The following is a 25,059-nucleotide window of genomic DNA, read 5'->3' as shown; positions in this document are numbered from 1 at the left end:
CCCAATGACCGACGACATTTACAGCACCGTCGCCGAGCGAGCATCTGCGGCCTTCGAGGTACAGGGCTCGGAGTTCATCGGCCACGCGGCCCCGGTTCCGGACGTCGCCGAGGCCGAGGCGTTCGTCGACGCGGTAAGCGACGAGTACGAAGACGCCACCCACAACGTGCCCGCCTACCGCGTCCGGGCGGACCCGTTTCGGGAGTACTCCAGTGACGACGGCGAACCGACGGGTTCAGCCGGCAAACCCGCGCTGAACGTCCTCCAGCAGCGCGACGTGGAAAACGTCGCCGTCGTGGTGACGCGATACTACGGCGGCACGAACCTCGGCGTCGGCGGCCTCGCGAGGGCCTACAGCAAAGCCGTGAAAGACGCGGTCGACGAGGCCGGGATCGTCGAGCGACGGCCGCACGAGTCCGTTTCGGTCACCGTCGACTACGACGACTCCGGAACGGTCCGCGGCATCGTCGAGAGCGCGGACGTCGAGTTCGATGCTGAGTACGAGGAGGAGGTGACGCTCGAAATGCGGGTGCCAGTCGCCGAGGCGGCGGACCTGCGCGACCGGATCCGGAGCGCGACGAGCGGGCGGGCGCGGATAGAGTAATTACGCCGTCGGTGTCGCGGCGTCGTCGGCCGGTTCCGCCGTCATCGCCCGCCTGTTTTTCACAGTCAGTGCCAGGAAGAGTGCGAGGCCGACCGCGCGGAGCGTCAGGTCCACGACGAGCGGGTCGACCGCGATCCCGGTACCGGCCAGAGTCAGTAGCCCCTGCGCCACGTCGAACAGTGCGAGCGGCACCATCAACAGGACCGATGCGATGGCGAGCAGCGCTCGGACGACACCCGACACGTCCGTGTAGTAGTAGCCGATAACCGTCGGCCCGAGCGCGAGCACGCCGAGGAAGAGGCCGATGACGGGGATCACCACTTCGGGAACGAAGTAGCCGATGTCAGTCACGTCGGCCCAGCCGATGAGCGTCCCCTCCCCGCCGTTCGTGACACGCATAAGCAGGATACCGGGTGCGAACACGAAGGCGAAGGGGACCATCGCCTTGTTCAGCGACAGCGTAAACGCCTTGATACCGGTGACGAACTGGTCGGACTTCGCCACGCCGGAGGCCGCATACGCCGCAACGGCGACCGGCGGCGTGATGTCCGCGATGACGCCGAAGTAGAGGATGAAGAGGTGGCCGGCGAGCAGGGGGAGACCGGCCCCTTCGATCGCCCCGCCAAGCATCGAGACGAGGATGATGTACGTCACGGTCGTCGGCATCCCCATCCCCAGGATGATCGAGGAGACTGCGGTCAACACCAACAGGAGGATAGTCGATTCGCCGCTCGCCTGCAAGATGACCTGCGTGAGGTTCGGTCCCAGACCACTGACGCCGATAACGCCGGGGATGATCCCCGCCGCGGCGACGGCGATGACGACTTCGGTGGCCGTTCGCGCGCCGTTGTCCATCGACTTGACGACGAACGACCCGACGCGGAACGCCCGGTTCTCCGCGAGGCGCTCCCGCGAGAGCGCGTTCGCGGCGCGCTCCGTCGCCGTGTCGACCGCACCGTCGAGTTCGAGCAGCGGCGAGTCGCCGAACGGCCGCGCGAGAATCACAGCGAGGCTGATGAACAGCGTTATCCACGATAACTGCAAGAGAGCGGTGCCGACGGCCGCGTCGAAGGGGAGGCCGCCCGGACTGCCGCCGGTCGCGAAGGCGACCAGTGCGGCGACCGGACCCCGTCCGGCGAACAGGTACGAGACGACCGTCAGGCCGAAGAGGCCGGCGATGCCGCCGACGAGCGGTCCGCGGTCGCGTTCGGAGTACGCCGCCGCAAAGGCGATGAGTGCGGTGATCGCGATCAGCGAGTACCACGCGGCGCGGTCGATGGTGAGGCGGTCGATGAGGATGAAATACAGCAGGACGCCGATCGGCAGGAGGTAGAACCAGCCGTGTTTCAGGTGGTCGCGGACGTTGACGATGTCTTCGTCGCCCAGTCCCGTGATCCCTTGCTGTGACGCCTTCAGGTGGACCATCACCCAGACGCCGAAGAAGAACACGATGGCGGGGATGGCGGCGGCGATGATCACTTCCGCGTACGCTATCCCGGTGAATTCGACGATGAGGAATGCGGCCGCGCCCATCACCGGCGGGAGGATCTGCCCGCCCGAGGAGGCCGACGCCTCGACCGCGCCGGAGAACTCGGGGTCGTATCCCGACCGCTTCATCAGCGGGATGGTGAATGCGCCGGTCGTCACCGTGTTGGCGATCGACGACCCGCTTATCATCCCCATGAACCCGCTGGCGACGATACTCGCCTTCGCCGGACCACCCTTCCGCCGCCCGGTCAGCCCGTACGCGAGTTCGATGAACCACTCGCCCGCGCCGCTCATCTCCAAGAACGCGCCGAAGAGGATGAACACGAAGATGAACGCGACGCTCACCCGGACGGGGACGCCGAAGATGCCCTCCGTCGTGTACCAGAGGTTGCGGACGATCTGCTCCCACGTCAGTTCCTTGATCGAGAGGATGCCGACGAAGGGGACCCTGACGATCGGTCCGACCCCGAACGAGAACTGGCCGTTGCCGGGGATGAGATACCCCCAGCGCGCGTAGACGACGAAACTCCCGACGATAGTCATCAGATAGAACCCGAGCGCCCGCCGCGTCGCTTCCAGCACGAGCAGGATGCCAACGGCACCTAGCAAGAAGGCGTACGACCGCGATTCGAGCGGGAGGCCGAGCGCCGAGAGCACGCTTACGGGCACTTCCAGAAGCGGGACCAGTTCGGGGATCGTCTCGCCGCGCTGGAGGCCGAACACCCGCATATCCCGTATCTCCTCGAAGTGCCTGAGCATGTACACCGGCCCCAGGACAGCGAGTACGATCAGTCCGATATCGAGCGGCGTGATTCGGTCCCGGTCGGGGTCGAGCGCCAGCCAGCGGACGCCGTCCGCGATTCGTTCGACAGTCCGCGTCGCCGGGTTCGCCTCGCCGAACCGGGAACGGACGAACGGCGGGATCCGTCCCAGCCGTCGCGAGAGGAAGCCATCGCCCGTGGATGTCGGAAACAGAAGGAACGCGAGAACGAGCGCGAACGCGACGTGGATCGAGTGGGTCTGCAGCGACTGGAGCGAGATGATGTGGATCTCCTCGCCAGTGAACGGGATGGGGACGGAGATGCGAGAACTCCGCGCCGCGAGGTACAGCTGAAAGGTCGAAAAGAGGATCGCGACGGCCGAGACGGCGAGCGTCGCTACGCCTGTAAGCGACCGCTTTCGCTCCAACTCCTCGATGAGTTCCTGTTGCTCCTCCTCTGGAACCGGTGCTTCGTCCGTGTCGATGCCGCCTGTGGTGTCACTGGTCATGCGTCAGAGTTCGGCGTCATTCTGGATTCGCTGTACGATTATCTCTGCAGTAGTCCGGCGTTCGACCGTGAAGACGACCGCCTCGCCCCCGGCGAGGGTGACGAGGTCGTACTGTTCGTCTCCGACGGTGAGCGTGTGCCCCGCGACGGCGCCCGGATTGACGACGAGTCGTTCGTACGCCCGGTCAGGATCGAAGACGAACGAGCCGTTCTCGCGCTCTATCTCCTGGTTCGCCGGAAGCCCGGCCCCGTATGAGGAGAACTCCATACGGACGTTGTCGAGTTTCTCCTCTCGAACTTCGTAGGCGTCGACCACCGGGGTCTTCTCGACGCTGTGGGTGTATTCGATGTCGACTGTCGTCCCGTCCTCGACAGGCACGACGAGCAGTCTGTCGCCGGTCCCGGCGTCACTGACGACGAGCGTTCGGTCGACCGGAACCGCCACGGCGACGGCACCGCCGGTCACCAGGGTTACGACGACGAGTATCGCGAATATCTGTCGTCGCTGGGGCGTACGCATCGTGTCGTGCTATCCGAAGTAGGCCTGTGCGCCGGGGTGAAGCTCGATCGACATCCCGTCCTGTGCGCTGTCGGCGCTGATGAAGTCTGTCTTGATGGTGAGGTCGTCGACGTTGTCGAAGATGGCGGCGGTCACGTTCTCGACGATGTCGTCCTCGACGCCGTCGTGGGTGGCGATCATCGCCTGAACGGAGACGGTTTCGACGTCGTCGCCGACGCCTTCGTACGTCCCGGCCGGGATGGTGTCGTCGGCGAACCACTGCGCCTGCTCCTTGACGGCCTCGCGCGTGTCACCGCTGACTTCGACGATGTTGATGTCAGTCGTCGTCGCCAGTTCCTCGATAGCGCCGACCGGCCAGCCGCCGACGACGAACGCCGCGTCGATGTCGCCGTTGCGGATCTGGTCGCTCGCGCTCTCGAAGTCGCTATTTTCCTCCTCGAAGTCCCCCTCCTCGATGCCGACCGCCTGCAGGATCTGCAGAGCGTTGACCTGCGTCCCGCTACCGAGGTCGCCTGTGTTGATCCGCGCGCCTTCGAGGTCTTCGAGCGTCTCGATGCCGCTGTCGGCCTGCGTGACGATAGTGATAGTCTCCGGATACAGCGTCGCGAGGCCCATGAGGCTCTCGATGGCCTCGCCCTCGAACGTGTCGAGACCGGTACCGTTCTTCGCGAAGTACGCGATGTCGTTCTGGATCAGCGCGAAGTCGGCGTCTCCGCTGGCGAGACTCCCGACGTTTTCCACGCTCGCCCCCGTCGACTGCACCGTCAGGGAGTAGTCGGTGTTGCCATCGACGATCGTCTTAAACTCGTTGGACAGGGGGTAGTACGTCCCACCCGTCCCGCCTGCGTGCCACGAGAGGTCGGTTTCCTCGTCGCCTTCCTCGCCGCCAAGACAGCCTGCGATGCCGGTGATACCCGCGATACCGGTCGCTTTCAGGAACCGCCGCCGTTGTAAGTCGGACTTCATAGTGGTACGTACCCATACACAATTAAATATCCACCTATTCCTCGCCCAGAATGATATGATTGCACACGAATGCGTGAATGATGTGAATAATATCTAACCAATAGGGAGAGGAAGGTAATAGATGTAAAAAGAACAACCTGATGGGCTGTAGAGGTGCGTTTCGACAGGAGGTTCGCACCAGCTACCGCTCCGCACTTTTGCGGTTTCGACCCGAAATACAGGGGTTCGACGGGCGTCGAACTCAGTCGACGATTATCTCGTCGTCGCCGTCGTCTATCGTCTTCGTCCCGGTTCGCATCTCCGTCTCGTACCGGTCGATCCAGTCGGCGAAACACTCCGGGCAGAGCCGCTGGGAATCGATCTGCGACCGGTCGACGGTCAGTCGGACTGTCCGTGCGAGCGCGTCGGTCACGTCCTCCCCGCAGGCGTCACAGCCATCTGTCATGCGATGACTCTGGCGGCCCGTGACAATATATCCTTGTGCCCGTTCCCGCCCGAAACCCGGTGAGTCACGTCGTCCGGAACGCGCGGTCGCCGGCGTCGCCGAGGCCGGGGACGATGAAGCCGTCGTCGTCGAGGTGGTCGTCGATGCTGACCGTCAGGAGGTCGGCCTCGGGGTACGCATCGCCTACGCGGAGCAGACCGTCCGGAGCGCTGACCGCCGAGAGGACGATGAGGTGTTCGGGGTCGGCCGAGTTCTCGATGACATGGTCGAGGACGGCACACATCGTGCTCCCGGTGGCGAGCATCGGATCGGCGATGATGACGGTGTCTTCCTCGTGGATCTCGGGCAGTTTCACGTAGTCGATGGAGATGGGGAACTCACCGCCCTCCATGCCGGCGCTCTCGTCGCGGGAGGCGCTGATGACGCCCTGCCGGGCGCGCGGGAACGCCTTGAGCAACCCTTCCACGAACGGGGTCGCGGCGCGGAGGACGTTGATGATAACTACGTTGTCGAGTCCTTTCACGCGCTCGCCCATCGTCTCTTCGAGCGGCGTCTGGATCGAGACGTACTCGGTCTCCATCCGGCCGTCGATGATCTCGTACCCGCAGAGGCGGCCGAGTTTCACTAGCCCCTTGCGGAACGCGACCTGTTCGGTTTCGACGTCTCGAAGCTGCGAGAGCGTGTCTTTCGCGAGTGCGTGGTCGACGACGTACGCGTCGTCGCGGTCTTCGATAGTCATTGGTCGGAACAGCGTCCGCCGAGGATTATAAGGTACCGGTTCGAACCCCTCCGTGATGAGCACTGTCGAGGTTTCGCAGTTCGTCCCGGCGCTCCCGGCCGAGGTGGAACGGGCGCTCACCCCGACTTCCGTCGTCGAATACGAGGGGAGTTTCCGGGTGCGCAACGTGACCGAAACCGACGACGAGTGGGTCGTCACCGTCGGACGGGCCGGCGTCGAGTTGTCGCTGCGGTTCGAGCGAACCGAGGACGGCCTGTACTACGAACAGGCCGGTGACTCCGGCCCGCTGGACCGAATGGAGACGACGCTGTCGCTGGCGTCGGAAAACGAGGGGACCCGCGTTACCGCCCGTTCGACGGTCGAGGCGGGCATGCCGCTGTCGCCGCTCACCGACCGACTCGCGGCCTGGAAGCGCAAGGGGGAACTGGAGCGCGCGCTCGACGCGCTGGCAGCGGACCTCGACTGACGGGACGGGTCACGTGCCGTCGACCGCGAGCGTGCGATCGGCTCGCACACCCGCGTTGGGGTTTAAGCCGAGCAGTACCCAACAGTTTCTCATGGGTGTGATTGACACTATCGCAGACGTTCTCGAAGCCTCGTCGGAGTCCCCGCATCGCGGCGGTGCCGACGGGGACTCGTCAGACGGGGCGTACTGGTGTCACGACTGCGACGAGCGGATCCGCGATGTCGATGTCGCGGGCGACGGGACACCTGACTGCCCCGAGTGTGGCGAGGCGATGGAGTTCGAGCGCTCCGTCGGATCGACTGGCTGTGCGTGCTAGCGTAACCATGCATTAGCGGACGACGACGAAGGTAAGCGCCATCAGTACGAGCGTCAACAGCGCGACGTTCCGCCACGAGAAGGGGGCCCCGCCGACGAACGCGTATCCGCGGAGAACCACGTAGCTAAACGTACCCGACAGTATCGCGTTCATGACCAGTAACACGAGAGGATTCCCGTCTGTCGAGGGAGCCATAGCGTTTCGTGACAACGCGATCACCTTACAAGTATAATGTGCAAAACCGCCTTGGTCAAGTATGGACCTCCAGAACAGTGAGGGGCAACCTGTCGACCCGGTCCCGTTTCTCGTCGTCACCCTGCTCGCGTTCCTTCTCATCTACGCGTTCGGTCCGCTCTACCTGCAGGCGTTCGGGGTGTCCGTCGACCACGGCCTCGTTGTCTGTACTGCCGTCTTCATACCGACGGCGGTCGCCGCGTACTACCAGTTCGTCTGGACGCACCGGCCGGAACGCCGGGGGATAGTCACCGCGGGGCAACGTTTCGGCCGGTTGTGGTACGGTCTCCTGATACTCGTCGCGCTCTCGCTCCTGCTGTCGCTCCCCTTCGTCTTCAGGTAGACGGGACCGACGCGCGTCGACAGCGCCGCCATGCTTTTCAACTCGACCCCCGTGACGTGCTACCATGACGCTACCGGAACGGATCGAGTCGTACCGGGAGTCACTGATGGAGGTGTTACACGGCCTCTACCACGGGATGATAGAGCATCCCGCCTACGAACTGATAGAGAAGGAGGCCGAGGACACCGACGACGTGTTCCTCTTCGCCTGTTTCGCGGACGCCTTCGGCATCCCGAGTCCGATCTCGTACTACACCGCCGAACTCCTCCCGTATCTCGGGGAGGAGTTCGAGCAGTGGGAACGCCGGATGTGGGACCGCGAATCGCTCGTCGAACGCAAGGGTCAGCAGTACCACTTCTAACGTGGAGAAATTCGTCTTCTTCGGCGGCAAGGGTGGGGTCGGGAAAACCACCGTCTCGTCCGCTTACGCAACTCAGTGTGCCAACGCCGGCCTGCGGACGCTGATCGTTTCGACCGACCCCGCACACAGCACGTCCGACGTGTTCGACCAGGCGTTCGACGACGATCCGCAACGCGTCGACGGGTACGACGGCCTGTGGGCGATGGAACTCGACCCCGAGGAGGAGGTCGAGGCGCACATGCAGGAGATAAAGCGGACGATGAGCGACCAGGTTAGCCCGAGCATCGTCAACGAGATCGACCGTCAGATCGAACTCGCTCACCGGACGCCCGGCGCGTACGAGGCGGCGCTTTTCGACCGGTTTATCGATGTCATGCGCGACTCGGAGTCGTACGACCGCGTCGTCTTCGACACCTCTCCGACTGGAGGGACGCTTCGCCTGCTCGCGCTTCCGGAGTTCCTCGAATCGTGGATCGACCGCCTCGTCGACAAGCGAGCGAAAAGCATCGACCTCTACGAGAAGGCCGCAATCGGCGACAGGAACGCCCGCCGAAAGGCGGAGGACGACCCGATCATCAAGCGTCTTAGCGAGCGAAAGGAGATGTTCGAGTTCGCGGGGAACGTCCTGCGCAACCAGGCCGCCTTCTTTCTTATCCTTAACCCGGACGAACTCTCTATCCGCGAGACTGACCGGGCCATCGATGACCTGACCGAGTACGGACTGTCGGTCAGAGGCCTCGTGATCAACAAGGTCACGCCGTCGCCCGACGACGACGAGAGCGGCCGCGGTGCCAGATATCTCCGCCGGCGATACGAGACGGACCGCGAGCGTATCGCGACGGTCAGAGAAACCTTCACCGAACCCGTCGTCGCCGAGATAGAGACCCGGATAGAGGAGGTCAAAGGGGACCTTCTCGCTGATGTCGCCGACGAACTCGAAATCGAGATCGCTGCGTCACCGTCCTGACCACAAAACACTTATCGGACGTTCGTCCCTCGATTCTCGCCGGTTTCCAGTCTCAATTGAGTGTAGAGGCCGCGTAGCCGCAGTCTTCCCGTACTGATCCGTAAATAACAGGAACAAAAGTTTAAATCATTGTTCCACATGGTTTATTCGTGAGGTAAGTTAGCATGGTCCAGGTAATCTGGCTGGTGCTTGGGGTGCTGGCGATGTTCAGCGCGGGGTATCTCGGGTACTCCCGCTATCTCGCCAACTTCGTCGAACTCGACGAGACGAACGAGACTCCAGCCCACAAGTACGAAGACGGACAGGAGTACGTACCGTCGAAGAAACCGGTACTACTGGGGCATCACTATTCGAGTATCGCCGGCGGTGCGCCCATCGTCGGGCCGATCACCGCCGGCGTGGTGTGGGGATGGGTTCCCGCACTGCTGTGGATCGCCATCGGTAATCCGCTGATGGGAAGCGTCCACGACTTCGTGTCGCTATCCGGCAGTTTGCGCCACGAGGGGAAGTCGATCGGGTACATCATCGGCGAGTACGTTGGAAACCGCGGGAAGGACATGCTGCTGTGGTTCGCGTTCCTGACGATCATCCTCGTCGTCGCGGTGTTCGCGCTGGTGGTCGCCATCGTGTTCAACGCGTATCCGCAAGCGGCGACCGCGAGCCTGATCTACATCGCGCTGGCACTGGTGTTCGGGGTCTGGCTCTACCAGTTGGACCTCCCCTTTATCGCCGGGACCGTCATCTTCGTCTCCGGCGTGTTCGCCGGCGTGTTCGTAGGCATCGAGTTCCCGCTCGCGCTGTTCCCCGGCGACTACCCCGCGGGGACTATCGTGTTGTTGTCGGGCGGGTCCGCCGTTCCCGGGTCGGAACTGTTCGGCGCGAACACGGCCGCGTGGATACCAGTCGTCATCATCTACGCGTTTATCGCCAGCGTTCTGCCGGTGTGGACGCTACTCCAACCGCGCGACTACCTTTCGTCGTTCCTGCTGTACACCGGGGTCGGCGGAACGCTGCTGGCGATCATCGTCGGGACCGTGTTAGGGTCGGCGAGCGAGCCGCTCGTGGTCAACATCGACGCGTACTACGGGTTCATGGGGACGACTGGACTGCCGCTGTTCCCGCTGCTTTTCGTCACCATCGCGTGCGGGACGATCAGCGGGTTCCACTCGCTGGTCTCCTCCGGAACGACGGCGAAACAGCTCAATAAGGAGACTGACGCCCGCCTGATCGGGTACGGCGGCATGCTCGGCGAAGGGCTACTGGCGACGGTGGCGCTCTCGACGGTGGCGCTCGTCGGCATCACCGTCGAGGGCGGCGGTATCGGTCAGGCGCTACCGAACTTCGCAACCGGCGGCGGCATCTTCCTTACTAGCTTCGGCATCCCGACTGAAATCGGTGCTCCGTTCATGGCGCTCGTGCTGGTGAGTTTCCTCCTGACGAGCACCGACACCGCGATGCGACTCGGTCGGTACATGTTAGAGGAGATCGTCGAGACGCCGGAGTCAAACGTACAGGAAGCCGCGACCAACCGCTACGTGAACGCCGGCGTCCAGGGCGTCCTCGCGTACGCGCTCGTAGCCAGCGGCCGATGGGCCGACCTCTGGCCGCTGTTCGGCGGCGCGAACCAGTTGCTCGCCGCGCTTGCGCTGCTGACGGCGACGGTGTGGCTCGCCAACTGGTCGGACACGAAACAGCTAATCAGTACCGGCGTTCCGATGGCGATCATGACGACCATCACGGTGCTCGCCCTGCTGTATCTGGCGTTCATCCAGAACTTCCGGGATAAGTTCCTCGACAGCACCTGGATGGAAGGCGCGTCGACCCTGGACATGGTTTCCTCGGGGATCCAGATCCTCATCGCGCTGGTCCTGGTCGGCCTGGCGTTAGCCCTCGTCAAGATGGGCTACGAGAACGTCAGGAAAGCAAGAGGTGGAACGGCGGTCACCGAGACTGAACCGTCCGACGACTGACGCCAACGCCGTTGCCGCCGTTTTTCACGGGTTCGCGAGGCGGTGCCTGCTCGCCCGGTACGAGGGCCGCACGCAGTTCTTGCGGGCGGAAGTCAGATCTGTAACCGCCGCGCGATGAGACCGAGCAGACCAGGTTCCTCCCGTTCGATCTGGTCCCACGTCGTCAGCGCCTCCTCGATGTCCGCTACCTCGCTCGTCACGACATCGTTCTCAGTCGGCGCGACCACGGCGAGATTGATCTCGTAGTGCCCGAAGTAGCCGTACTTCAGCAGCGTACGGTCGCGGAACCCGTCGACGTACCCGCGAATCTCGTCGGCGATCTTGGGGACGACGGTGACGAACGTGAACTCCGTCCCGTAATGCTCCTCGTCGGCCTCGATCCGGTCGTCGGCGAGGTCGTGACCGAGTTCGACGAGCGCGTCGAGGTCTCCAGTCGTCACCGAGTCACGGCGGCGGAGGTAGAGGTGTTCGTGGGTCTCGTGGTGGGCGTAGGAGAGCAACGGCGAGAAGAAGTGTTTCTCGCTCTCCATCGAGAGGCGACCGTACAGCGAGAACCGTTCGCCGCGTTCGCTGACGTCTTTCTCCAGGTCGTAGTTGTACATCAAGCGGTCGCTCAGGCGGTCGACGTAGTCGTCGTCCCACTCCGGAACGTCGAGGTCCGGACCCGCTTCCGCATCGGGGTCCGCCCTCGTCTCGGCCGAGTCCCCGTTCATGGCTCGTAGGGATGCACGTCGTCTATCGCGGGGGCACCGAGGACGAGTACCCTCGCTCCCTCCTCGACATTCTCGTCGACGTACGCCCGCTGCGGACTCTCGGCTTCGACGACGAACGCCTCGTCAGCGCCGACGGTGTACGTCTCCTCGGGCGTCTCGACGCTCAGTTCGCCGGAGAGCACGTAGAACACCTCCTCTTGCTTGTCGTGGTAGTGGTACGCGAGCGGGATGGACTCACCAGGCGATGGTTCGTACACGTTCAGGGCGACGTTTTCCAGACCCGCGGCTTCGCTTATCGACCGTCGCGTACACGGTCGATCCGGCGTCGGCTCTATCCCGTCTACGCCGATGTGATGATATCCCATGTTTGATTGTCACAGGGTGCGGGTAAAATACACTGTCGGCCCGGTCGACGACCGGCCGGCGGTCGCGCCCTCGCGAGAAACCTTTATCCGGATTCCTCACGAATATTCTGCACGAACCACTCATGGACAGCGACAAGAGCGAGGCCTGCGGCCGCTGCAGCATGACCGCCGTTGTCGGTGCCACGGATGGCGAGGGCGGACATGACCCGTTCGACGGGGACCGCATCGAGGTCGACGACGACGAGATGCGCACCGTTGCCCGCCCGGCTATCCTGCTCAGTCGAGTCAAGCGTCGCCTCGACGAGTTCGCAACGCGTCTGACGTACGGCCGCTGACGCCCGCAAAGGGTATAAAGCCTGCCGCGCTTAGCCGACTCTACCGTATGGAAGAGAGCATCTCGGGGTTCAAAGTCCGAGGGACGTGGGGGGACATCGTTGAGCACGGTGAGCGGATCACCCGTGCGTTACGTGACCTCGACGTCAACGAACCCGGTGACGCCGATGATGACGACGACGGCAAACACGTCAACGACGGTGTGGCCGACACCGTCGACGACTACATCGACGCCTTCGACGAGTGGAACGAGTGGCGGCCGAAAGCCCACGAACGGATCGAGGCCGACGTCAGTGAGAAAACCGCCGAGAAGGCGAGCGTTAACGAGGGGAAAGGAGAGAAAGCCGGAAAAGATCCCGACGAGGACATCCAGACCGCCGGCGAGAAGCTGACCGAGTCATACGAGAAACTCGGAGATGACGACGCGGAGGGCGCTGTCGACAAGTGGGGGGAGTCGATAGAGTACGTCGCCCGCGCGGCCGACTCCGCCGGTCGCAAGGCGCTCCGGGCCGTCGAGGACACTGTCTATCAGCGCGTGATGACCCAGATAGCGCCGTACTACTTCGACAACGAACTCGTCAGCGCCAACCTCCAGCACAACACCAACGGCGAGGAGGAGACGTTCACCTTCGAGATCAACGTCAACGACGACGAACTGAAGGAAGCCGTCTCCGAGATCCTGACCGAGTACGAAGACACCGTTGACCGCTGGCACGTCGACACCGAGAAAGAGACGGAGAACGTCGAGGCCATCGAGGGCGTGGAGGCACCGGAGCCGGAAGAGCGGTCCAAACCGTCTTCGAACTGAGCGGCGTTTCATCTCCGCGTCCGTGAGAACGGCATGGAAAGAGAGATTTCCGAGTTGACCGCTGTTTTCCCGGCTGTTTCCACGAGACGGTAGTCACTTGTAGGACCCCCGAGTAGCGTGTGAGCGAATGGTGGATGCCGCGACGTTGGCGACGGTTGTCGTTGCCGGACTCGCGAGTCTGTTCATGGCGTGGGCTATCGGCGCCGGATCGAGCGGTTCGACACCGTTCGCTCCGGCGGTCGGGGCGAACGCTATCTCCGTGATGCGAGCGGGCTTTTTCGTCGGCATTCTCGGATTCGCCGGCGCGGTGTTGCAGGGCGCGAACGTTTCCGAGGCGGTCGGACGCGAACTGATCGGCGGCGTGACGCTGTCGCCGGTCGCGGCGACCGTCGGCCTGACTATCGCCGCCGTCCTCGTCGCGATGGGCGTGTTCAAAGGCTACCCCATCGCCACCGCCTTCACCGTCACCGGGGCGGTGATCGGCGTCGGTCTGGCGATGGGCGGCGACCCCGCGTGGGCGAAATACCGCGAGATCGCTGCGCTGTGGACGCTGACACCGTTCGTCGGCGGCGGCGTGGCGTTCGCTACGGCGAAACTGCTTCGGAACGAACGGCTCCCGGAGATCGTCACTATCCCGGCGCTCGCCGGCATCGTAGGCCTGCTCGTCGCCCAGATCGAGTTCGCTGTTCTGGGGCCGACGGGTGAGGGCGCGTCTATCGCGATGACGGCCGCCGGTCGACTGCCGCTGGCTCCCGCCGTCGGGCAGTCGCTCGTGACTCTCGGCATCGCGCTCGCGGTCGCCGGCGTCCTCGCCTACGGAATGCGGTCGGATCCCGAGGCCGCCCAGCGTCGGTTCCTGTTGGTGCTCGGCGGACTCGTTGCCTTCTCCGCGGGCGGCAGCCAGGTCGGTCTCGCAATCGGGCCGATGCTCCCCCTTCTGGAGCCGTTCGCCGTGCCGCTGACCGCGGCGCTGCTCGGCGGCGGGATCGGTCTCCTGCTTGGCTCGTGGACCGGCGCTCCCCGGATGATAAAGGCGCTGTCGCAGGACTACTCGTCGCTCGGGCCGCGGCGGTCCATCGCGGCGCTCATCCCCTCGTTCGCCATCGCGCAGGCCGCCGTCTTCTTCGGCATCCCCGTCTCGTTCAACGAGATCATCGTCTCGGCGATCATCGGTAGCGGTTACGCGGCCGGCGGAAGCGGCGTCAGCGGCAGGAAGATGCTCTTTACCGTCCTCGCTTGGATCGCGTCGCTCGCCACGGCGCTCGTCGTCGGCTACGTCGGCTTCCTCGCCGTCGACGCGGTGGTGTGACCGGCCGGACCCCCGGATCTCAGAACCGGTCGATGCGGAACAGGTCGATATCGAGGTCCGTCTTGCCGTCGACGGCCAGGTCCGCAAGCACCTCGCCGACGGCGCTGGCGAACTTGAACCCGTGTCCCGAGAACCCGGCACCGACGACGATCTGGGGGTGGTGGGGATGCGTATCGAGGATGAAGTGTTCGTCCGGCGTGTTCGTGAACAGGCAGGTGGCGAGTCGCATCGTCGGCCCCGCGCCGTCGGGGAACCGCCGCTCCGCGTACGCCCGGAGCATCGCCTCGTCCTCGGCACGGGGCTCCCGGTCCATCACGTCCGGGTCGACGGTTTCACCGAAGTGGTTGAACTTCCCGAACTTGAACCCCGGAACGTCGTACTGTGGGAACCCGTAGTAGTGGCCGTCGTCGTCCGCGTGGACGAACACCGGGAAGCTATCGGGGTCGAAGTCACCGGGCCGGTCGGGCTGGAGCCACGCGAGCACCTGCCGTTCGGGGACGGCGAGGTCCGCGAGTTCGGGTAGGATCTTCCGCGTCCACGCACCCGCAGTGACGACGAGACTGTCCGCCTCGTACGTCCCCTTGCGCGTCGTCACGCGCACCCCGTCCTCGCCCAGCGGCGAGACGTCAGCGACCGGTTCGCGGGCGCGGATCTCCGCACCGTCGGCCTGCGCCGTCTCGACGTGGGCGATGATGCACTGCTCGGGGACGAGGAAGCCGCCGTCGGGCTGATACACCGCCCGGTGGTGCTCCGGGAGGTCGTAGCCCGGGAACCGTTCGTTCACCTCGCTCACGTCGAGTACCTCGTGTTCGATGCCGTGGGCCTCGCAGGACCGCCGGGACCCCTCGAACACCCGGCTGTCGGGCGACCCCGCGTCGATACCGCCGGTGACGTGCAGCAGGTCGCGACCGGTCCGCTCCTCCAGGTCGCGCCAGCGGTCGTACGCTCGCCGGACGAGCGGAACGTACGCCGGGTCCTCGTACTGCGCCTTCCTGATGATGCGCGTGACGCCGTGGGACGACCCCATGTCGTGCGGAACGTCGTACCGTTCGAGGCCGAGGACATTCAGGCCCCGGGCCGCGAGGCGAGCGGTCGCGGCGCTCCCCATTCCACCGACGCCGACGACGATCACGTCGTAGCGATTCGACATACCTGTCGTTCGGGGTATGAAACGAAAATAGCTTCCTTTGGTCCGGCGGAAACCGCCGCCGGCGGTCGCCGCTACTCCTCGGGCGACAGCTCGTCCGGTTCCGTGTCCATCTCCACGCCGTCTTCCGTCTCCAGTTCGGTGAGACGGGCGCTCATGATGCGGGTGTTCTCGACCTGTTCGACGGTGATACGGATGCCGTCGTACTCGATGGATTCGCCCTCTTCGACCAGCCGACCGGCCCGGTTGAAGATGAACCCGGCGATCGTTTCGAACTCCTCACCTTCCGGGAGGTCGATCTCCATGGCCTCATTGACCTCGTCGATGTTGACCTCGCCGCGGACGATGACCGACTCGTCGTCGAGATACTCGATCGGTTCTTCTTCGCCGCCTTCCAGGATCTCGCCGACGATCTCCTCTATCATGTCCTCCATCGTCACCAGCCCCTCGGTGGTCCCGAACTCGTCGATGACGATGACCATGTGCATGCGGTTCTCCCGCATCTCCGTCAGGAGTTCGTCGACGTTTTTCGATTCGGGAACGTGGAGGGTCGGCTGGATGAACTCCTCCAGTTCGAGGTCGTCGGCGTCCGTCTCGCCGTAGTTCAGGTCGCGAACCAGGTCGCGGATGTGGACGATCCCGATGACGTTGTCGAGGCTCCCTTCGTACACCGGTAGGCGGGCGTGACCGCACTGGACGCAGGTCTGGATCGCCTCCTCAATTCTGGCGTCCGTGGGGATCCCAGTCACGTCGAGGCGGGGCGTCATCACCTCCTTCGCGATGGTGTTGTTGAAGCGGAAGATCCGCTGGAGCATCTCGCGTTCGTCCTCTTCGATGACGCCCTCGCGCTCGCCCGTCTCGATCATGTCCTGGATCTCGTCCCGGGTCACGTAGGACGTCTCGATGGCAGAGCGCCCGCCGGTTACCTTGTTCACGATGCGCGTGAGATAGTCGAACGTGACGATCAGCGGCAGGAGGACGTATTCGGACGCCTTCAGCGGCTTCGCGATCCGAAGCGCCCACGACTCCGTGTTCTCGACCGCGTAGGACTTCGGCGCGCTCTCGCCGAACAAGAGGACTAGCGCCGTAATGCCGAATGTCGCGACCGCGACGGCCTCGCCCTGGCTGAGATACAGCGCCAAAAGCCCAGTCGCGATGGAGGACATCGCGATGTTGACGATGTTGTTTCCGACGAGGATCGTCACCAGCAGCCGATGGGGGTCCTCTTTCAGGCTTCGAAGCGTCTTCGCGCCCGTATGCCCCTCCTCTACGAGCGCCTCGATGCGGTGTTTCGCAAGCGAGAACATGGCGATCTCCGAGGAGGAGAAAAACGCCGACAGCCCCATCAGAAACACGATGACGATGGCGCCCGCCACGGCCGTCGTCGTCTGGTCGATGGCGACACCGAACACCTCGTACACCACTGCTGCCGGTCTCGGGGAGTTCACGAGCCCAGGTATACCCATCACCACCGTAGTTACCATCCCTCCGAATTAACTCTTGTCACGTTTTTTTGCGAACCCGCGGCCGTACGCCGCTGATCCCCCCGTGAGCGAAGCGCTTACACCTCGACCGACCCAACTGTCTCTCATGAGCGATCCAGACATCACGTTCTATCGACTACAGGCGTGTCCGTTCTGCGAGCGGGTCATGCGAAAGCTCGCTCAGTACGACCTCGACTACCAGTCGCGGTTCATCGAACCGATGCACTCCGACCGCAACGTCGTCAAGCGGATCAGCGGGAAACGAACGGTTCCGGCCATCGTCGACCGGAACACGGGAGTCACGATGAGCGAGAGCGGGAACATCGTGGAGTATCTGGACCGGACGTACGGGACCGAGGGAAGTGACCCGTCTCGAACTGCGTCGGAATCGGCTGACGGAGGGGCCGACTGATGGTCGATTTCGAGGTCGTCGACCTTCCGGAGACCGACTACGCCGACGAGGGCGACACCGCGCCCGACTTCACCCGCCCGCTTGTGAACGAGGAGTACTGGGAGGACGCCGCGCTCTCCGACCTCGCCGAGGAAGGACCGGTCCTGCTCGTGTTCTACACGATGGACGGCGCGTTCCCGGCGACGTACATCTGGAACGAGATCCGCGACCGTTCGTGGGACAGCGACCACGACGTCACCGTCGTCGGTCTCTCCATCTCGTCGCCGTACGAGCACAAGACGCTGATCGAGGAACGCGGGCTCGACTACCGGCTGTTCAGCGACCCCGCGAACGGCGTTGCCGAGGCGTACGGCATCGTCAACGACCTCGACGGGATGGCGGGAGTCAGCGAACCCCGGCCCGCCGTCTACCTGCTCGACGAGGACCGCACCGTCGAGTACGCCTGGGTCGCGAGCGAGTGGCCCGACTTCCCCGACTACGACGAGGTCGAGGCTGCGCTCGCCGACCTGTAACGCCGCGTTACCGCGCGAGACAGGACACGCCGGACCGCGGGCGACACGTTTTTCCCGCGACCGATGCGAATCACGAACGATGAACGACGTAGCGAACGCCGCGGACGCCGCACGGGACGGCGGTCTCGTCGTCTACCCGACCGAGACGGTGTACGGTCTCGGTGCCGACGCGCTCGACCCCGCCGCTGTCGAGCGAGCGTTCGAGGCCAAGCGGCGCGACCGCTCGAAACCCCTCTCGCTTGGCGTCCCGGACGTCGACACCGCGCTCCCGTACGTCCGACAGACCGACCGCGAGGAGCGGTTCATGCGCGAGTTCCTGCCGGGACCAGTGACGGTCGTCTGCGAGCGGACCGACGACGTGCCCGACGTTCTCACTGCCGGTCGGGACCGCGTCGGCGTGCGCGTCCCGGACCACGACCTGGCGCGGGAGCTACTGGCCGAAGCGGGGCCGCTCACGGCAACGAGCGCGAACGTCAGCGGCCGGGAGAGCGTCACGCGCGTCGGCGACCTGGACCCGGAGATCCGCGAGGCCGCAGACGCAGTCCTCGACGGCGGACCGACGGGCGGAACCGAAAGCACCGTCGTCGATGTGGCTGCCGGCGAGGTCATCCGCCGCGGGGCGGCGGCCGACGAGATCGAAGCGTGGCTTCGGACGCCGTGAACGGACGGAGTCGCGCGACGGGCGCGGCTACGAGAGCAGCGAACGCAGCGTCCGGGTTTTGACGCCGCACTCGTCGGAGTACTCGCAGGGGTCGCACTTCTCCCGGTTCTGTAGTCGCGGCGGCGGTCCGTCCAGCGTCTCGACGGTCCGGACCGCGGTGCGGTAGTCCGCCTTCTTGCGGGTCGTCAGCCCGACCTCTCGGATCACGCCGTGGGTCGGATACTCCACGTACGCCCGTTCGACCGGCCGCTCTCGCTCCCAGGCCAGCGCCTTCGCCGCGGCGACGGCGTGGACGGCGTGGGGCTCCCAGACCCCGTTTTCCGGTGGACTGCCCGGCGAGACGAGCGACGGCCGCGGCGGGTCCTCGACCACCTTGTGCGCGATCCCGCGGCAGTCCTTGCCCGAGAGGAACACGTCGCGGCGGGGCGGGTCCGCGACGGCGGCCCAGTCGTCGAATCGGTCCCGCGCCCGGCGGAGGTTTCGGCGGTACCGCTCCGGCGGCACCTCGGTCGGCAGGCCGGCGAACGCGGCGTCCGGTGCGTCGACTAACTCCTCGTAGCGATACGCCAGGTCGCGGCGCTCGGCGACGGCCGGCGGCGGATTGCGGTCGCTACGGCGCTCGTAGTACAGCTTCCGCGGGCAGTAGGCCGCCGTCCGGAGGTCGCTGAACGGGATCACGGCCGGGTGTGGCCGCGCTATGGGATAAAAAGGTGTGGGGAAACTCAGTCGTCGTCTTCGGTCGTCGTTTTGTCGATGTCCTTCTCGCCGAGGTAGATCTCCGCGCCGTCCTGCGCGACTTTCTCGGCGAGAACGGCGCATTTCACGCGCATGGGACTGATGTCGACGCCGAGCATTTCGGTGACTGTGTCCGTGTCCATCTCCTGTAGTTCGGACAGCGTCTTGCCGCGGAGTTCGCCGGAGAGCATGCTCGCAGAGGCCTGGCTGATGGCGCAGCCGTCGCCCTGGAACGCCACTGCCTCGATAGTCTCGTCGTCCTCGTCGAGTTTCACGTCCATGCGGATCTCGTCGCCGCACATCGGGTTCTCGCCGACGTGCGTGTACGTCGCGTCCTCGATCTCCCCGTAATTACGGGGGTTCTTGTAGTGATCGAGGATCTGCTGTCGGTACATGTCCGAGCCCATTCCCATTGTTGTTCCCGACTATGTGACAGCGCGTCAAAAGGGTTCCGCGGGACTATCTCCCACGTGTGCGGGCAGGACGCAGCGGTTTCGGCCGTGTCGGGGTCGAGAGCGTTCTTCGCCGGTGTGCGGTGGATCGTCACTCGGCTCTCGGATGCGGCGCTGTCGCGCATCGCCGACAGCACGGGTGTCGGTGCGACACTGGTTGCGCCTGCAGTGGGACTTTCGTACAAGTGAGACCGGTCAAAGAATTTTATACTCTCTACTTATGATAGTAACGCATGGTTCAACAGCCCTCCGCCCCGAATAGAATCGCCCGGCGATCCGTCCTGTCCGGGATGGCCGCCGTATCGGTCGTCGGCGCGACGTCTCTATCTACGGCCACCACCGCCCAGTCCGCCGCTCAGACGGTCGAACCGGCCGGCGAACTCCCGCTGAACGGTCTCGCGGAGGTTGTCGTCGACGACGACGGCACGACCGTCTACTGTTCGCTAAACGACGGGTTCGGCGTCGTGGACGCGAGCGACCCGTCGGATCCGACGGTGTTGTACGAGGAACGCGGCCTCAAACACGACGGCGACGGCCCGATGGACCACATCAGAGACGTGAAAGTCGCCGGCGACCGCCTCGCTGTCGTCGGGCCGAACACCCCCACGCGCGGCGACACGTTCTCCGGATTCTTCCTCTACGACGTCTCGGACCCGGCAAACCCGGAACGCGTCACGTTCCAGCCGACCGAACACGGCATCCACAACTGTTCGTTCGACGGCGACCGGCTGTATCTCACCGGCTCCGGGCTACCAGACTCCCCCGTCGTGATCTACGACGTGGCGGACGACGACCCAGAGGAACTCGGACGATGGGCCGTTGCGGACGAGGGCGGGTGGTCGGACGTGTCCCGCAACTACGCCAACTGCCACGACCTCTACGGGGACGGCGATACGCTGTACGTCGCCTACTGGGACACCGGAACGTGGGTCCTCGACGTCTCTGACCCGGCGAACCCGGAACCGCGCTCGCAGATCGGCGGCCACGATTCAGAGTATCTGGCCTCGCTGGGCCGGGCCCCGTCAGCGGAGTTCTTCGAACTACCGGGTAACAGCCACTACGTACAACCGAACGACGACGCCAGTGCGTTGTTCGTGGGTAAGGAGGCGTGGAACCGCGACGAGACCGACATAGACGGCGGTCCCGGCGGTATCGAACTGTGGGACGGAGACGAGGATCCGGCCCTCCAGAGCGTGCTCGCGCCGCCCGAGCCCGGTCCCGAACAGGAGGGCGGGTGGACATCTCACAACTTCGGCGTTCGGGGCGACCGCCTCTACACCTCGTGGTACGGCGGCGGCGTCCGCGTGTACGACGTGAGCGATCTCGCAGCCCCGGAGCTACTGGGCGAGTGGCGGGCACCCGAGCGGTCGGTGTTCTGGAGCGCCAAGCCGCTGTCCGACGGGTTCGTCGCCGGGAGCTATATCGACCCGCGAAACGCCGACGAAGCGGAGAGGAACGGTGACGGGGCGAAACTGTACGTGTTCCCTGACCCGGACGGGTCGGACGCGACGGCCGCCCCGACGATGGAGCGGCGCGAGTTCCCCGACCCGCCGTCGGATGAGACGACGACTACCACGCAGCCTGACGGCTCCGCGACGACCACGCCGTCGACTACCTCCCCCGACGAAACGACGGCGACGACGGAGGGCGGCGGAAACGACGGCACCGACGGAAGCGACGGAGAGGGCGACGATGGAAGCGACGGCGGGGGTCAGCCCGGGTTCGGTCCGCTCGCGGCGCTGGTCGGCGGCGGTCTCGGTCTGTGGCGGCACGTCAGACGAACGGACGAATGAGTCGAGAGCGCTCAGATCAGGCGAACAGTTCGCGTGCGGCGTCGATCCCGTCGATGAGTCGGTCGATCTCCTCTCGGGTGTTGTAGACGTAGAACGAAGCCCGGGCCGAGGCGGCGACGCCGAGTTTGTCGTGCAGTGGCTGGGTGCAGTGGTCGCCGGCCCGGGTCGCCACGGCGAAGTCGTTGAGGATGCTCGCCAGGTCGTGGGCGTGGACGCTATCTAAGTTGAACGCGACGAGACCGGCCCGCTCCTCGCCGACGGGCGGGCCGTAGATCTCGATGTCGTCGAACTCCGTGAGGCGGTCCTGGGCGTAGGCGGCCAGTTGCTCCTCGTGGCGCTGGATGTTCTCCATCCCGAGGTCCTCGAGGTAGTCCACTGCCTCCGCGAGGGCGATGCCCTGCGCGATGACGGGCGTGCCCGCCTCGAACTTCCACGGGAGGTCGTGCCACGACGACTCCTCGTAGGTGACTTTCTCGATCATCATCCCGCCGTAGTTGAACGGCTCCATCTCTTCGAGGAGATGCTTCTTGCCGTACAGACCGCCGATCCCCGTCGGCCCAAGCATCTTGTGCCCGGAGAAGGCGTAGAAGTCGGCGTCGATGGCCTCGACGTCGACCGGCTGGTTCGGCACCGCTTGCGCGCCGTCGACGAAGATGAGCGAGCCGTGGTCGTGAGCGATATCGGCAAGGTCACCGACCGGGTTCACGGTCCCGAGGGTGTTCGAGACGTGGAGAACGCTCACCATCTCGGTGTCGTCGGTGATGATCTCCTTCGCGTGGTCCATGTCGAGGCGGCCGTCCTCGTCGACCCGGATGTACTTCACGTCGGCACCGGTCTTCTTGCCGATCTGCTGCCAGGTGACGAGCGACGCGTGGTGTTCCATCTCGGTGAGGACGATCTCGTCTCCCGGGCCGAGTTCGTTCAGACCCCAGGCGTAGGCGACGAGATTCTCGGATTCGGTGGTGTTTTTCGTAAACACCATCTCCTCACGGCCGCCGCTCGCGCCCACGAACTCGGCGAGTTTGTCGTGAGCGTCCTCGTACGCGATAGACGCTTCCTGGCTCAGGTGATGCAGGCCGCGGTGGACGTTTGCGTTCGTGTGGCGATAGTAGTGAGCGATGGCGTCGACGACCGGGTCGGGTGTATGCGTCGTCGCGGCGTTGTCCAGATAGACGACCTGTTCCCCGTCGAACTCCCGCTGGAGGATCGGAAAGTCCTCTCGAATGGTTTCGACGTCGAGCGGCGCGGACTCTCGTGCTTTCATTAGTTACTCAATGGTTCTGGAGACAAAACACTCCTTCGGTTAGTTCGGCGAGTGCGCCCGCGTATCCCGCAAAAGTAGTTCGGTGTACTTGCCGTACAGCCACGCGATCCCGTTGAGTACGTGTAGCAGGACCACGGCGAGCAGGAGGCCGATGACGGAAAATGCAAGCGCCCCGACAAGCGTGTCGGCGTACGTCGAGATCAGTTCCCCGGAGAGCTGTAGCGGCACTTCGATCCCGACGTTCCAGACGTCGTGTTGGTAGTCGATCCCGAGCGAGGACGTACCCGACAGGTGGACTCCAGTGGTCGGGTCGCGGTAATGGAACGGCGCACTGACAAACGCGAACACGACCGCGCCGAAGACGACGCTGACGATGAAGCTGACGAGGCCCGTGACGAACTTGCTGAACAGGTAGACCAGTCCCTTCCAGGTCCCGATGTCGAGGAGCATCGTCTTGAGCCAGTCGACGATCCCATCGGTCTCTTCCGGTTCCGCTGCGGGCACGTCCACGTCGAGCAGGCTGTCGGCGAGCGTTCGTTCCACCGCGGCGAGATGAGTCGTGACCGAGAGGACGAGCACCACTATCGGGATGCCGATCAGAATCACCGTGAGCGCGAGTGCGAGCGAGAAGCCGGTGACGAGAAAGACGAAGTACGTCAGCCCAAGCGGGAACGCCAGCAGCAGGTACGCGAGGTTGTAGTACGTCTGTCGGCGGGCGACGACGCCGAAGAACCACCGCAGACCGCCGCTCTGACGGCTGTCGACGGTGCGTCCGTGTCCGCTCATCCGGGACCACCTCTCAGGGAGAGCGCGACGGCCGCGAGTCCTGCGACGTTCGACGCCGTTATCGAGAGGATAACCTGTGCGTCCGTCGCCGCCGTCAGAAGGTCGACCACGTACGACAGCGCGAACGGGAGCGTCGTCAGACAGAGGATGCCGGCCGACAGAAACAGCATCCTATGGCTTCCGTGCCGGGCGTAGCCGCGGTAGGCGAGCGCTGCCACGAACACTCCCACCGTGGCGCTCGCGAACCCGGCGAGGAAGATGACCTCGGCGCTCCCGAGCGAGAGGTCCCCCACGTCCGGGACGCTGCCGCTCTGTGCGACTGCGGCGACGACGCTCACGGGGACCACCTCGCGGAACGCGTCCGTTCGGTTCGTCGGCCGGTTCGGTCGTCGTCGGTGTCTGTCGTTTTCATGGTTGTCTCCGTCGTCGCGGAATTCCGTAAATCGCGTACAGTATTGCGAGTAATCCCGATAGCTCGCTCGATCTGGCGACAAGCGTCGTCATGACCGGTGCACCGCCGAAACTCGGTAGCAGGAACTCGACCGTCGTCGCCCCCACGCTGAGGAGGGCGACGCCGACTGCCAGCCAGAGCAACGCGGCGTCGTCCGCCTGCTGATACCCCCTGTACGTCCTGACGGCGATCCAGGTCGCCAACGCGGCCGTCACCAACTGTCCGACGACGACCAGGGCTACGACGGACGGCGTGCCACCGGTGAACGTCGAGAGGGGTTGGCCGGTCATGGTCATAGTCGCTCGTACAGTCGGGTGAACCGGTCGGCGGCGTCCTCTCCGCGCCGGTGCACGTCGATGTCCATCGTTCCGTCCTCGATGTCGACTGCGACCCGTTCGAGACGTGCGGCGTAGGTCTTGTAGTGGTGCCCGTCCGGGTCCATCTCCTGTTGTTCTTCGAGCAGGTCGTGCTCGTCGAGGCGGTCGATCCGTCGATAGATCGTCGGCGCCGAGGCGTTGCACGCCTCGGTCAACGCGTCGGCGGACATCGGTTCCTCGCTCGTTGCGATGAGGATAGTCCGGGCACACTCGTCGTCGAGCAACGAGAGCACCTCGGTTTCCTCATCGTGTTGCATTTGCTCGCTTGTTTTGCAACGATAATATAAAACCCCCCACGGTTTCAGTCGATGAAACTGCTCTCAATCGGTTACAACGGACGTTCGAACATTCAAAGACGGACTGGTAGCGATAGAAACCAAGTCACTCCCGACGGAGTACGGCGTCGGTTTCTCGCCGCTGTCGACTCACATGATACTACCGCAGTCCGATAGTGCGAGTTCCCGTCCGCCCGTCCGGCCGTTCTCACCGCCGACATTAAACCGCCATAGCCCCTTGTACGGGTATGGTGACGAAACGTTCGCTCGGAGTGAGCCTGCTCCTGATCGGCGTCGCGTTCGCCGGCGTGTTCCACGCGGTCGCCGCGCTCGCGTTCGATAGCGGCCTCCGATACGTCGGCCTCGGGGTGGCCGCAGCGGCACTGCTCGGTATCGTTCTCGTAAACGTCTCCGTCACGGGGCCGCCGCGAGACGACGAGTCCGGGGACGACTACAGTGACAACTGAAACGGGTTACACACTGATCGCACAGCAG

At 64.6% G+C, this 25,059-nt stretch carries 32 protein-coding genes; 15 read left to right on the top strand and 17 right to left on the bottom strand.

The features are described 5' to 3' along the window. Positions 1-4: 4 nt before the first annotated feature. On the top strand, positions 5-604 hold the full coding sequence (locus EYW42_RS09415) for an IMPACT family protein (RefSeq protein WP_135535013.1): 600 nt from the start codon (positions 5-7) through the stop codon (positions 602-604). Here EYW42_RS09415 and EYW42_RS09410 read toward each other — a convergent pair whose 3' ends face one another. The 5 genes from EYW42_RS09410 to upp form a co-directional block, all read right to left on the bottom strand. Further along, entirely contained in the window at positions 605-3,361 is a 2,757-nt protein-coding gene (locus EYW42_RS09410; protein ID WP_135535012.1) for a TRAP transporter permease, read from the bottom strand. A 3-nt stretch (positions 3,362-3,364) separates the two neighbouring features. Then, positions 3,365-3,880, bottom strand: a complete 516-nt coding sequence (locus tag EYW42_RS09405; protein ID WP_135535011.1) for a DUF1850 domain-containing protein — start codon at positions 3,878-3,880, stop codon at positions 3,365-3,367. A 9-nt stretch (positions 3,881-3,889) separates the two neighbouring features. Further along, positions 3,890-4,846 carry a TAXI family TRAP transporter solute-binding subunit gene (locus EYW42_RS09400; protein WP_135535010.1) on the bottom strand — a complete coding sequence of 319 codons (957 nt, stop codon included), beginning with the start codon at positions 4,844-4,846 and terminating at the stop codon, positions 3,890-3,892. A 241-nt stretch (positions 4,847-5,087) separates the two neighbouring features. Further along, complete coding sequence (locus tag EYW42_RS09395; protein ID WP_135535009.1) at positions 5,088-5,291, bottom strand: DUF7569 family protein; 204 nt, start codon at positions 5,289-5,291, stop codon at positions 5,088-5,090. A 64-nt stretch (positions 5,292-5,355) separates the two neighbouring features. Further along, the gene (upp, locus tag EYW42_RS09390; protein WP_135535008.1) at positions 5,356-6,030 is read right to left on the bottom strand and encodes a uracil phosphoribosyltransferase; all 675 of its coding nucleotides are present in this window, start codon (positions 6,028-6,030) and stop codon (positions 5,356-5,358) included. A 55-nt stretch (positions 6,031-6,085) separates the two neighbouring features. Between upp and EYW42_RS09385 the strand changes: the two genes are divergently transcribed. After that, entirely contained in the window at positions 6,086-6,496 is a 411-nt protein-coding gene (locus EYW42_RS09385) for an SRPBCC family protein (protein WP_135535007.1), read from the top strand. Positions 6,497-6,587: 91 nt separating this feature from the next. After that, the gene (locus EYW42_RS09380) at positions 6,588-6,812 is read left to right on the top strand and encodes a hypothetical protein (protein WP_135535006.1); all 225 of its coding nucleotides are present in this window, start codon (positions 6,588-6,590) and stop codon (positions 6,810-6,812) included. Between the two features lie 12 nt (positions 6,813-6,824). Here EYW42_RS09380 and EYW42_RS09375 read toward each other — a convergent pair whose 3' ends face one another. Then, a complete protein-coding gene (locus EYW42_RS09375; protein WP_135535005.1) occupies positions 6,825-7,007 on the bottom strand; it encodes a hypothetical protein in 183 nt (60 codons plus the stop codon). Positions 7,008-7,068: 61 nt separating this feature from the next. Here EYW42_RS09375 and EYW42_RS09370 point away from each other — a divergent pair, with 61 nt between their 5' ends. From EYW42_RS09370 to EYW42_RS09355, 4 genes are all read left to right on the top strand, one after another. Then, positions 7,069-7,389, top strand: coding sequence for a hypothetical protein (locus EYW42_RS09370; protein ID WP_135535004.1), 321 nt, complete (start codon positions 7,069-7,071; stop codon positions 7,387-7,389). 64 nt (positions 7,390-7,453) lie between these two features. After that, on the top strand, positions 7,454-7,750 hold the full coding sequence (locus EYW42_RS09365; protein WP_135535003.1) for a hypothetical protein: 297 nt from the start codon (positions 7,454-7,456) through the stop codon (positions 7,748-7,750). Between the two features lies 1 nt (position 7,751). Next, positions 7,752-8,717: an ArsA family ATPase gene (locus tag EYW42_RS09360; RefSeq protein WP_135535002.1), complete on the top strand. Its 966-nt coding sequence runs from the start codon at positions 7,752-7,754 to the stop codon at positions 8,715-8,717. 164 nt (positions 8,718-8,881) lie between these two features. After that, positions 8,882-10,687 carry a carbon starvation CstA family protein gene (locus tag EYW42_RS09355; RefSeq protein ID WP_135535001.1) on the top strand — a complete coding sequence of 602 codons (1,806 nt, stop codon included), beginning with the start codon at positions 8,882-8,884 and terminating at the stop codon, positions 10,685-10,687. Between the two features lie 92 nt (positions 10,688-10,779). Here EYW42_RS09355 and EYW42_RS09350 read toward each other — a convergent pair whose 3' ends face one another. Together EYW42_RS09350 and EYW42_RS09345 are read right to left on the bottom strand one after the other, a co-directional pair. Continuing rightward, positions 10,780-11,400 carry a hypothetical protein gene (locus EYW42_RS09350; RefSeq protein ID WP_135535000.1) on the bottom strand — a complete coding sequence of 207 codons (621 nt, stop codon included), beginning with the start codon at positions 11,398-11,400 and terminating at the stop codon, positions 10,780-10,782. Then, positions 11,397-11,765 (bottom strand): cupin domain-containing protein, encoded by a 369-nt coding sequence (locus EYW42_RS09345; RefSeq protein ID WP_135534999.1) that lies wholly within the window; start codon positions 11,763-11,765, stop codon positions 11,397-11,399. Before EYW42_RS09345 ends, EYW42_RS09350 begins: the two co-directional genes overlap by 4 nt. Positions 11,766-11,887: 122 nt before the next feature. On the opposite strand from EYW42_RS09345, the gene EYW42_RS09340 reads away from it, so the two are divergent. From EYW42_RS09340 to EYW42_RS09330, 3 genes are all read left to right on the top strand, one after another. Beyond that, positions 11,888-12,100, top strand: a complete 213-nt coding sequence (locus EYW42_RS09340; protein ID WP_135534998.1) for a hypothetical protein — start codon at positions 11,888-11,890, stop codon at positions 12,098-12,100. Positions 12,101-12,147: 47 nt separating this feature from the next. Next, positions 12,148-12,906, top strand: a complete 759-nt coding sequence (locus tag EYW42_RS09335) for a DUF5828 family protein (RefSeq protein WP_135534997.1) — start codon at positions 12,148-12,150, stop codon at positions 12,904-12,906. A 127-nt stretch (positions 12,907-13,033) separates the two neighbouring features. Then, positions 13,034-14,215: an inorganic phosphate transporter gene (locus EYW42_RS09330; RefSeq protein ID WP_135534996.1), complete on the top strand. Its 1,182-nt coding sequence runs from the start codon at positions 13,034-13,036 to the stop codon at positions 14,213-14,215. Between the two features lie 19 nt (positions 14,216-14,234). Here EYW42_RS09330 and solA read toward each other — a convergent pair whose 3' ends face one another. Next, positions 14,235-15,365: an N-methyl-L-tryptophan oxidase gene (gene solA / locus EYW42_RS09325; RefSeq protein WP_135534995.1), complete on the bottom strand. Its 1,131-nt coding sequence runs from the start codon at positions 15,363-15,365 to the stop codon at positions 14,235-14,237. A gap of 71 nt (positions 15,366-15,436) precedes the next feature. Then, complete coding sequence (locus EYW42_RS09320) at positions 15,437-16,828, bottom strand: hemolysin family protein (protein WP_135534994.1); 1,392 nt, start codon at positions 16,826-16,828, stop codon at positions 15,437-15,439. A 124-nt stretch (positions 16,829-16,952) separates the two neighbouring features. Here EYW42_RS09320 and EYW42_RS09315 point away from each other — a divergent pair, with 124 nt between their 5' ends. The 3 genes from EYW42_RS09315 to EYW42_RS09305 all read left to right on the top strand — a co-directional run bounded on the left by EYW42_RS09315 (position 16,953) and on the right by EYW42_RS09305 (position 18,431). Next, entirely contained in the window at positions 16,953-17,258 is a 306-nt protein-coding gene (locus EYW42_RS09315; protein ID WP_135534993.1) for a glutathione S-transferase N-terminal domain-containing protein, read from the top strand. Continuing rightward, on the top strand, positions 17,258-17,770 hold the full coding sequence (locus tag EYW42_RS09310) for a redoxin domain-containing protein (protein WP_135534992.1): 513 nt from the start codon (positions 17,258-17,260) through the stop codon (positions 17,768-17,770). Before EYW42_RS09315 ends, EYW42_RS09310 begins: the two co-directional genes overlap by 1 nt. 79 nt (positions 17,771-17,849) lie before the next feature. Further along, entirely contained in the window at positions 17,850-18,431 is a 582-nt protein-coding gene (locus tag EYW42_RS09305) for an L-threonylcarbamoyladenylate synthase (RefSeq protein WP_135534991.1), read from the top strand. A gap of 27 nt (positions 18,432-18,458) precedes the next feature. Here EYW42_RS09305 and EYW42_RS09300 read toward each other — a convergent pair whose 3' ends face one another. Next, a complete protein-coding gene (locus EYW42_RS09300; protein WP_202613856.1) occupies positions 18,459-19,109 on the bottom strand; it encodes a CRISPR-associated protein Cas4 in 651 nt (216 codons plus the stop codon). 44 nt (positions 19,110-19,153) lie between these two features. Continuing rightward, positions 19,154-19,579 carry a Fe-S cluster assembly sulfur transfer protein SufU gene (gene sufU / locus EYW42_RS09295; RefSeq protein ID WP_135534990.1) on the bottom strand — a complete coding sequence of 142 codons (426 nt, stop codon included), beginning with the start codon at positions 19,577-19,579 and terminating at the stop codon, positions 19,154-19,156. 272 nt (positions 19,580-19,851) lie between these two features. Between sufU and EYW42_RS09290 the strand changes: the two genes are divergently transcribed. Next, on the top strand, positions 19,852-21,411 hold the full coding sequence (locus EYW42_RS09290; RefSeq protein WP_135534989.1) for an LVIVD repeat-containing protein: 1,560 nt from the start codon (positions 19,852-19,854) through the stop codon (positions 21,409-21,411). A 16-nt stretch (positions 21,412-21,427) separates the two neighbouring features. Here the strand turns inward: EYW42_RS09290 and EYW42_RS09285 are convergent, their stop codons facing one another. The 5 genes from EYW42_RS09285 to EYW42_RS09265 form a co-directional block, all read right to left on the bottom strand. Continuing rightward, positions 21,428-22,675 (bottom strand): aminotransferase class V-fold PLP-dependent enzyme, encoded by a 1,248-nt coding sequence (locus EYW42_RS09285; RefSeq protein WP_135534988.1) that lies wholly within the window; start codon positions 22,673-22,675, stop codon positions 21,428-21,430. A gap of 39 nt (positions 22,676-22,714) precedes the next feature. Continuing rightward, positions 22,715-23,461, bottom strand: a complete 747-nt coding sequence (locus EYW42_RS09280) for a sensor domain-containing protein (protein WP_135534987.1) — start codon at positions 23,459-23,461, stop codon at positions 22,715-22,717. After that, positions 23,458-23,799 carry a DUF7521 family protein gene (locus EYW42_RS09275; protein WP_135534986.1) on the bottom strand — a complete coding sequence of 114 codons (342 nt, stop codon included), beginning with the start codon at positions 23,797-23,799 and terminating at the stop codon, positions 23,458-23,460. The genes EYW42_RS09280 and EYW42_RS09275 overlap by 4 nt, the downstream gene beginning before the upstream one ends. 70 nt (positions 23,800-23,869) lie before the next feature. Next, complete coding sequence (locus EYW42_RS09270) at positions 23,870-24,202, bottom strand: DUF7521 family protein (protein WP_135534985.1); 333 nt, start codon at positions 24,200-24,202, stop codon at positions 23,870-23,872. A gap of 2 nt (positions 24,203-24,204) precedes the next feature. Beyond that, positions 24,205-24,546, bottom strand: a complete 342-nt coding sequence (locus EYW42_RS09265; RefSeq protein WP_135534984.1) for a helix-turn-helix domain-containing protein — start codon at positions 24,544-24,546, stop codon at positions 24,205-24,207. Positions 24,547-24,812: 266 nt separating this feature from the next. Between EYW42_RS09265 and EYW42_RS09260 the strand changes: the two genes are divergently transcribed. Next, positions 24,813-25,031 (top strand): hypothetical protein, encoded by a 219-nt coding sequence (locus EYW42_RS09260; RefSeq protein ID WP_135534983.1) that lies wholly within the window; start codon positions 24,813-24,815, stop codon positions 25,029-25,031. Positions 25,032-25,059: the final 28 nt, after the last annotated feature.

Source organism: Halostella pelagica, from assembly GCF_004762015.1.
In the GTDB taxonomy this organism is placed as follows: domain Archaea; phylum Halobacteriota; class Halobacteria; order Halobacteriales; family Natronoarchaeaceae; genus Halostella; species Halostella pelagica.
This window is presented reverse-complemented; position numbering and strand designations above follow the sequence as displayed.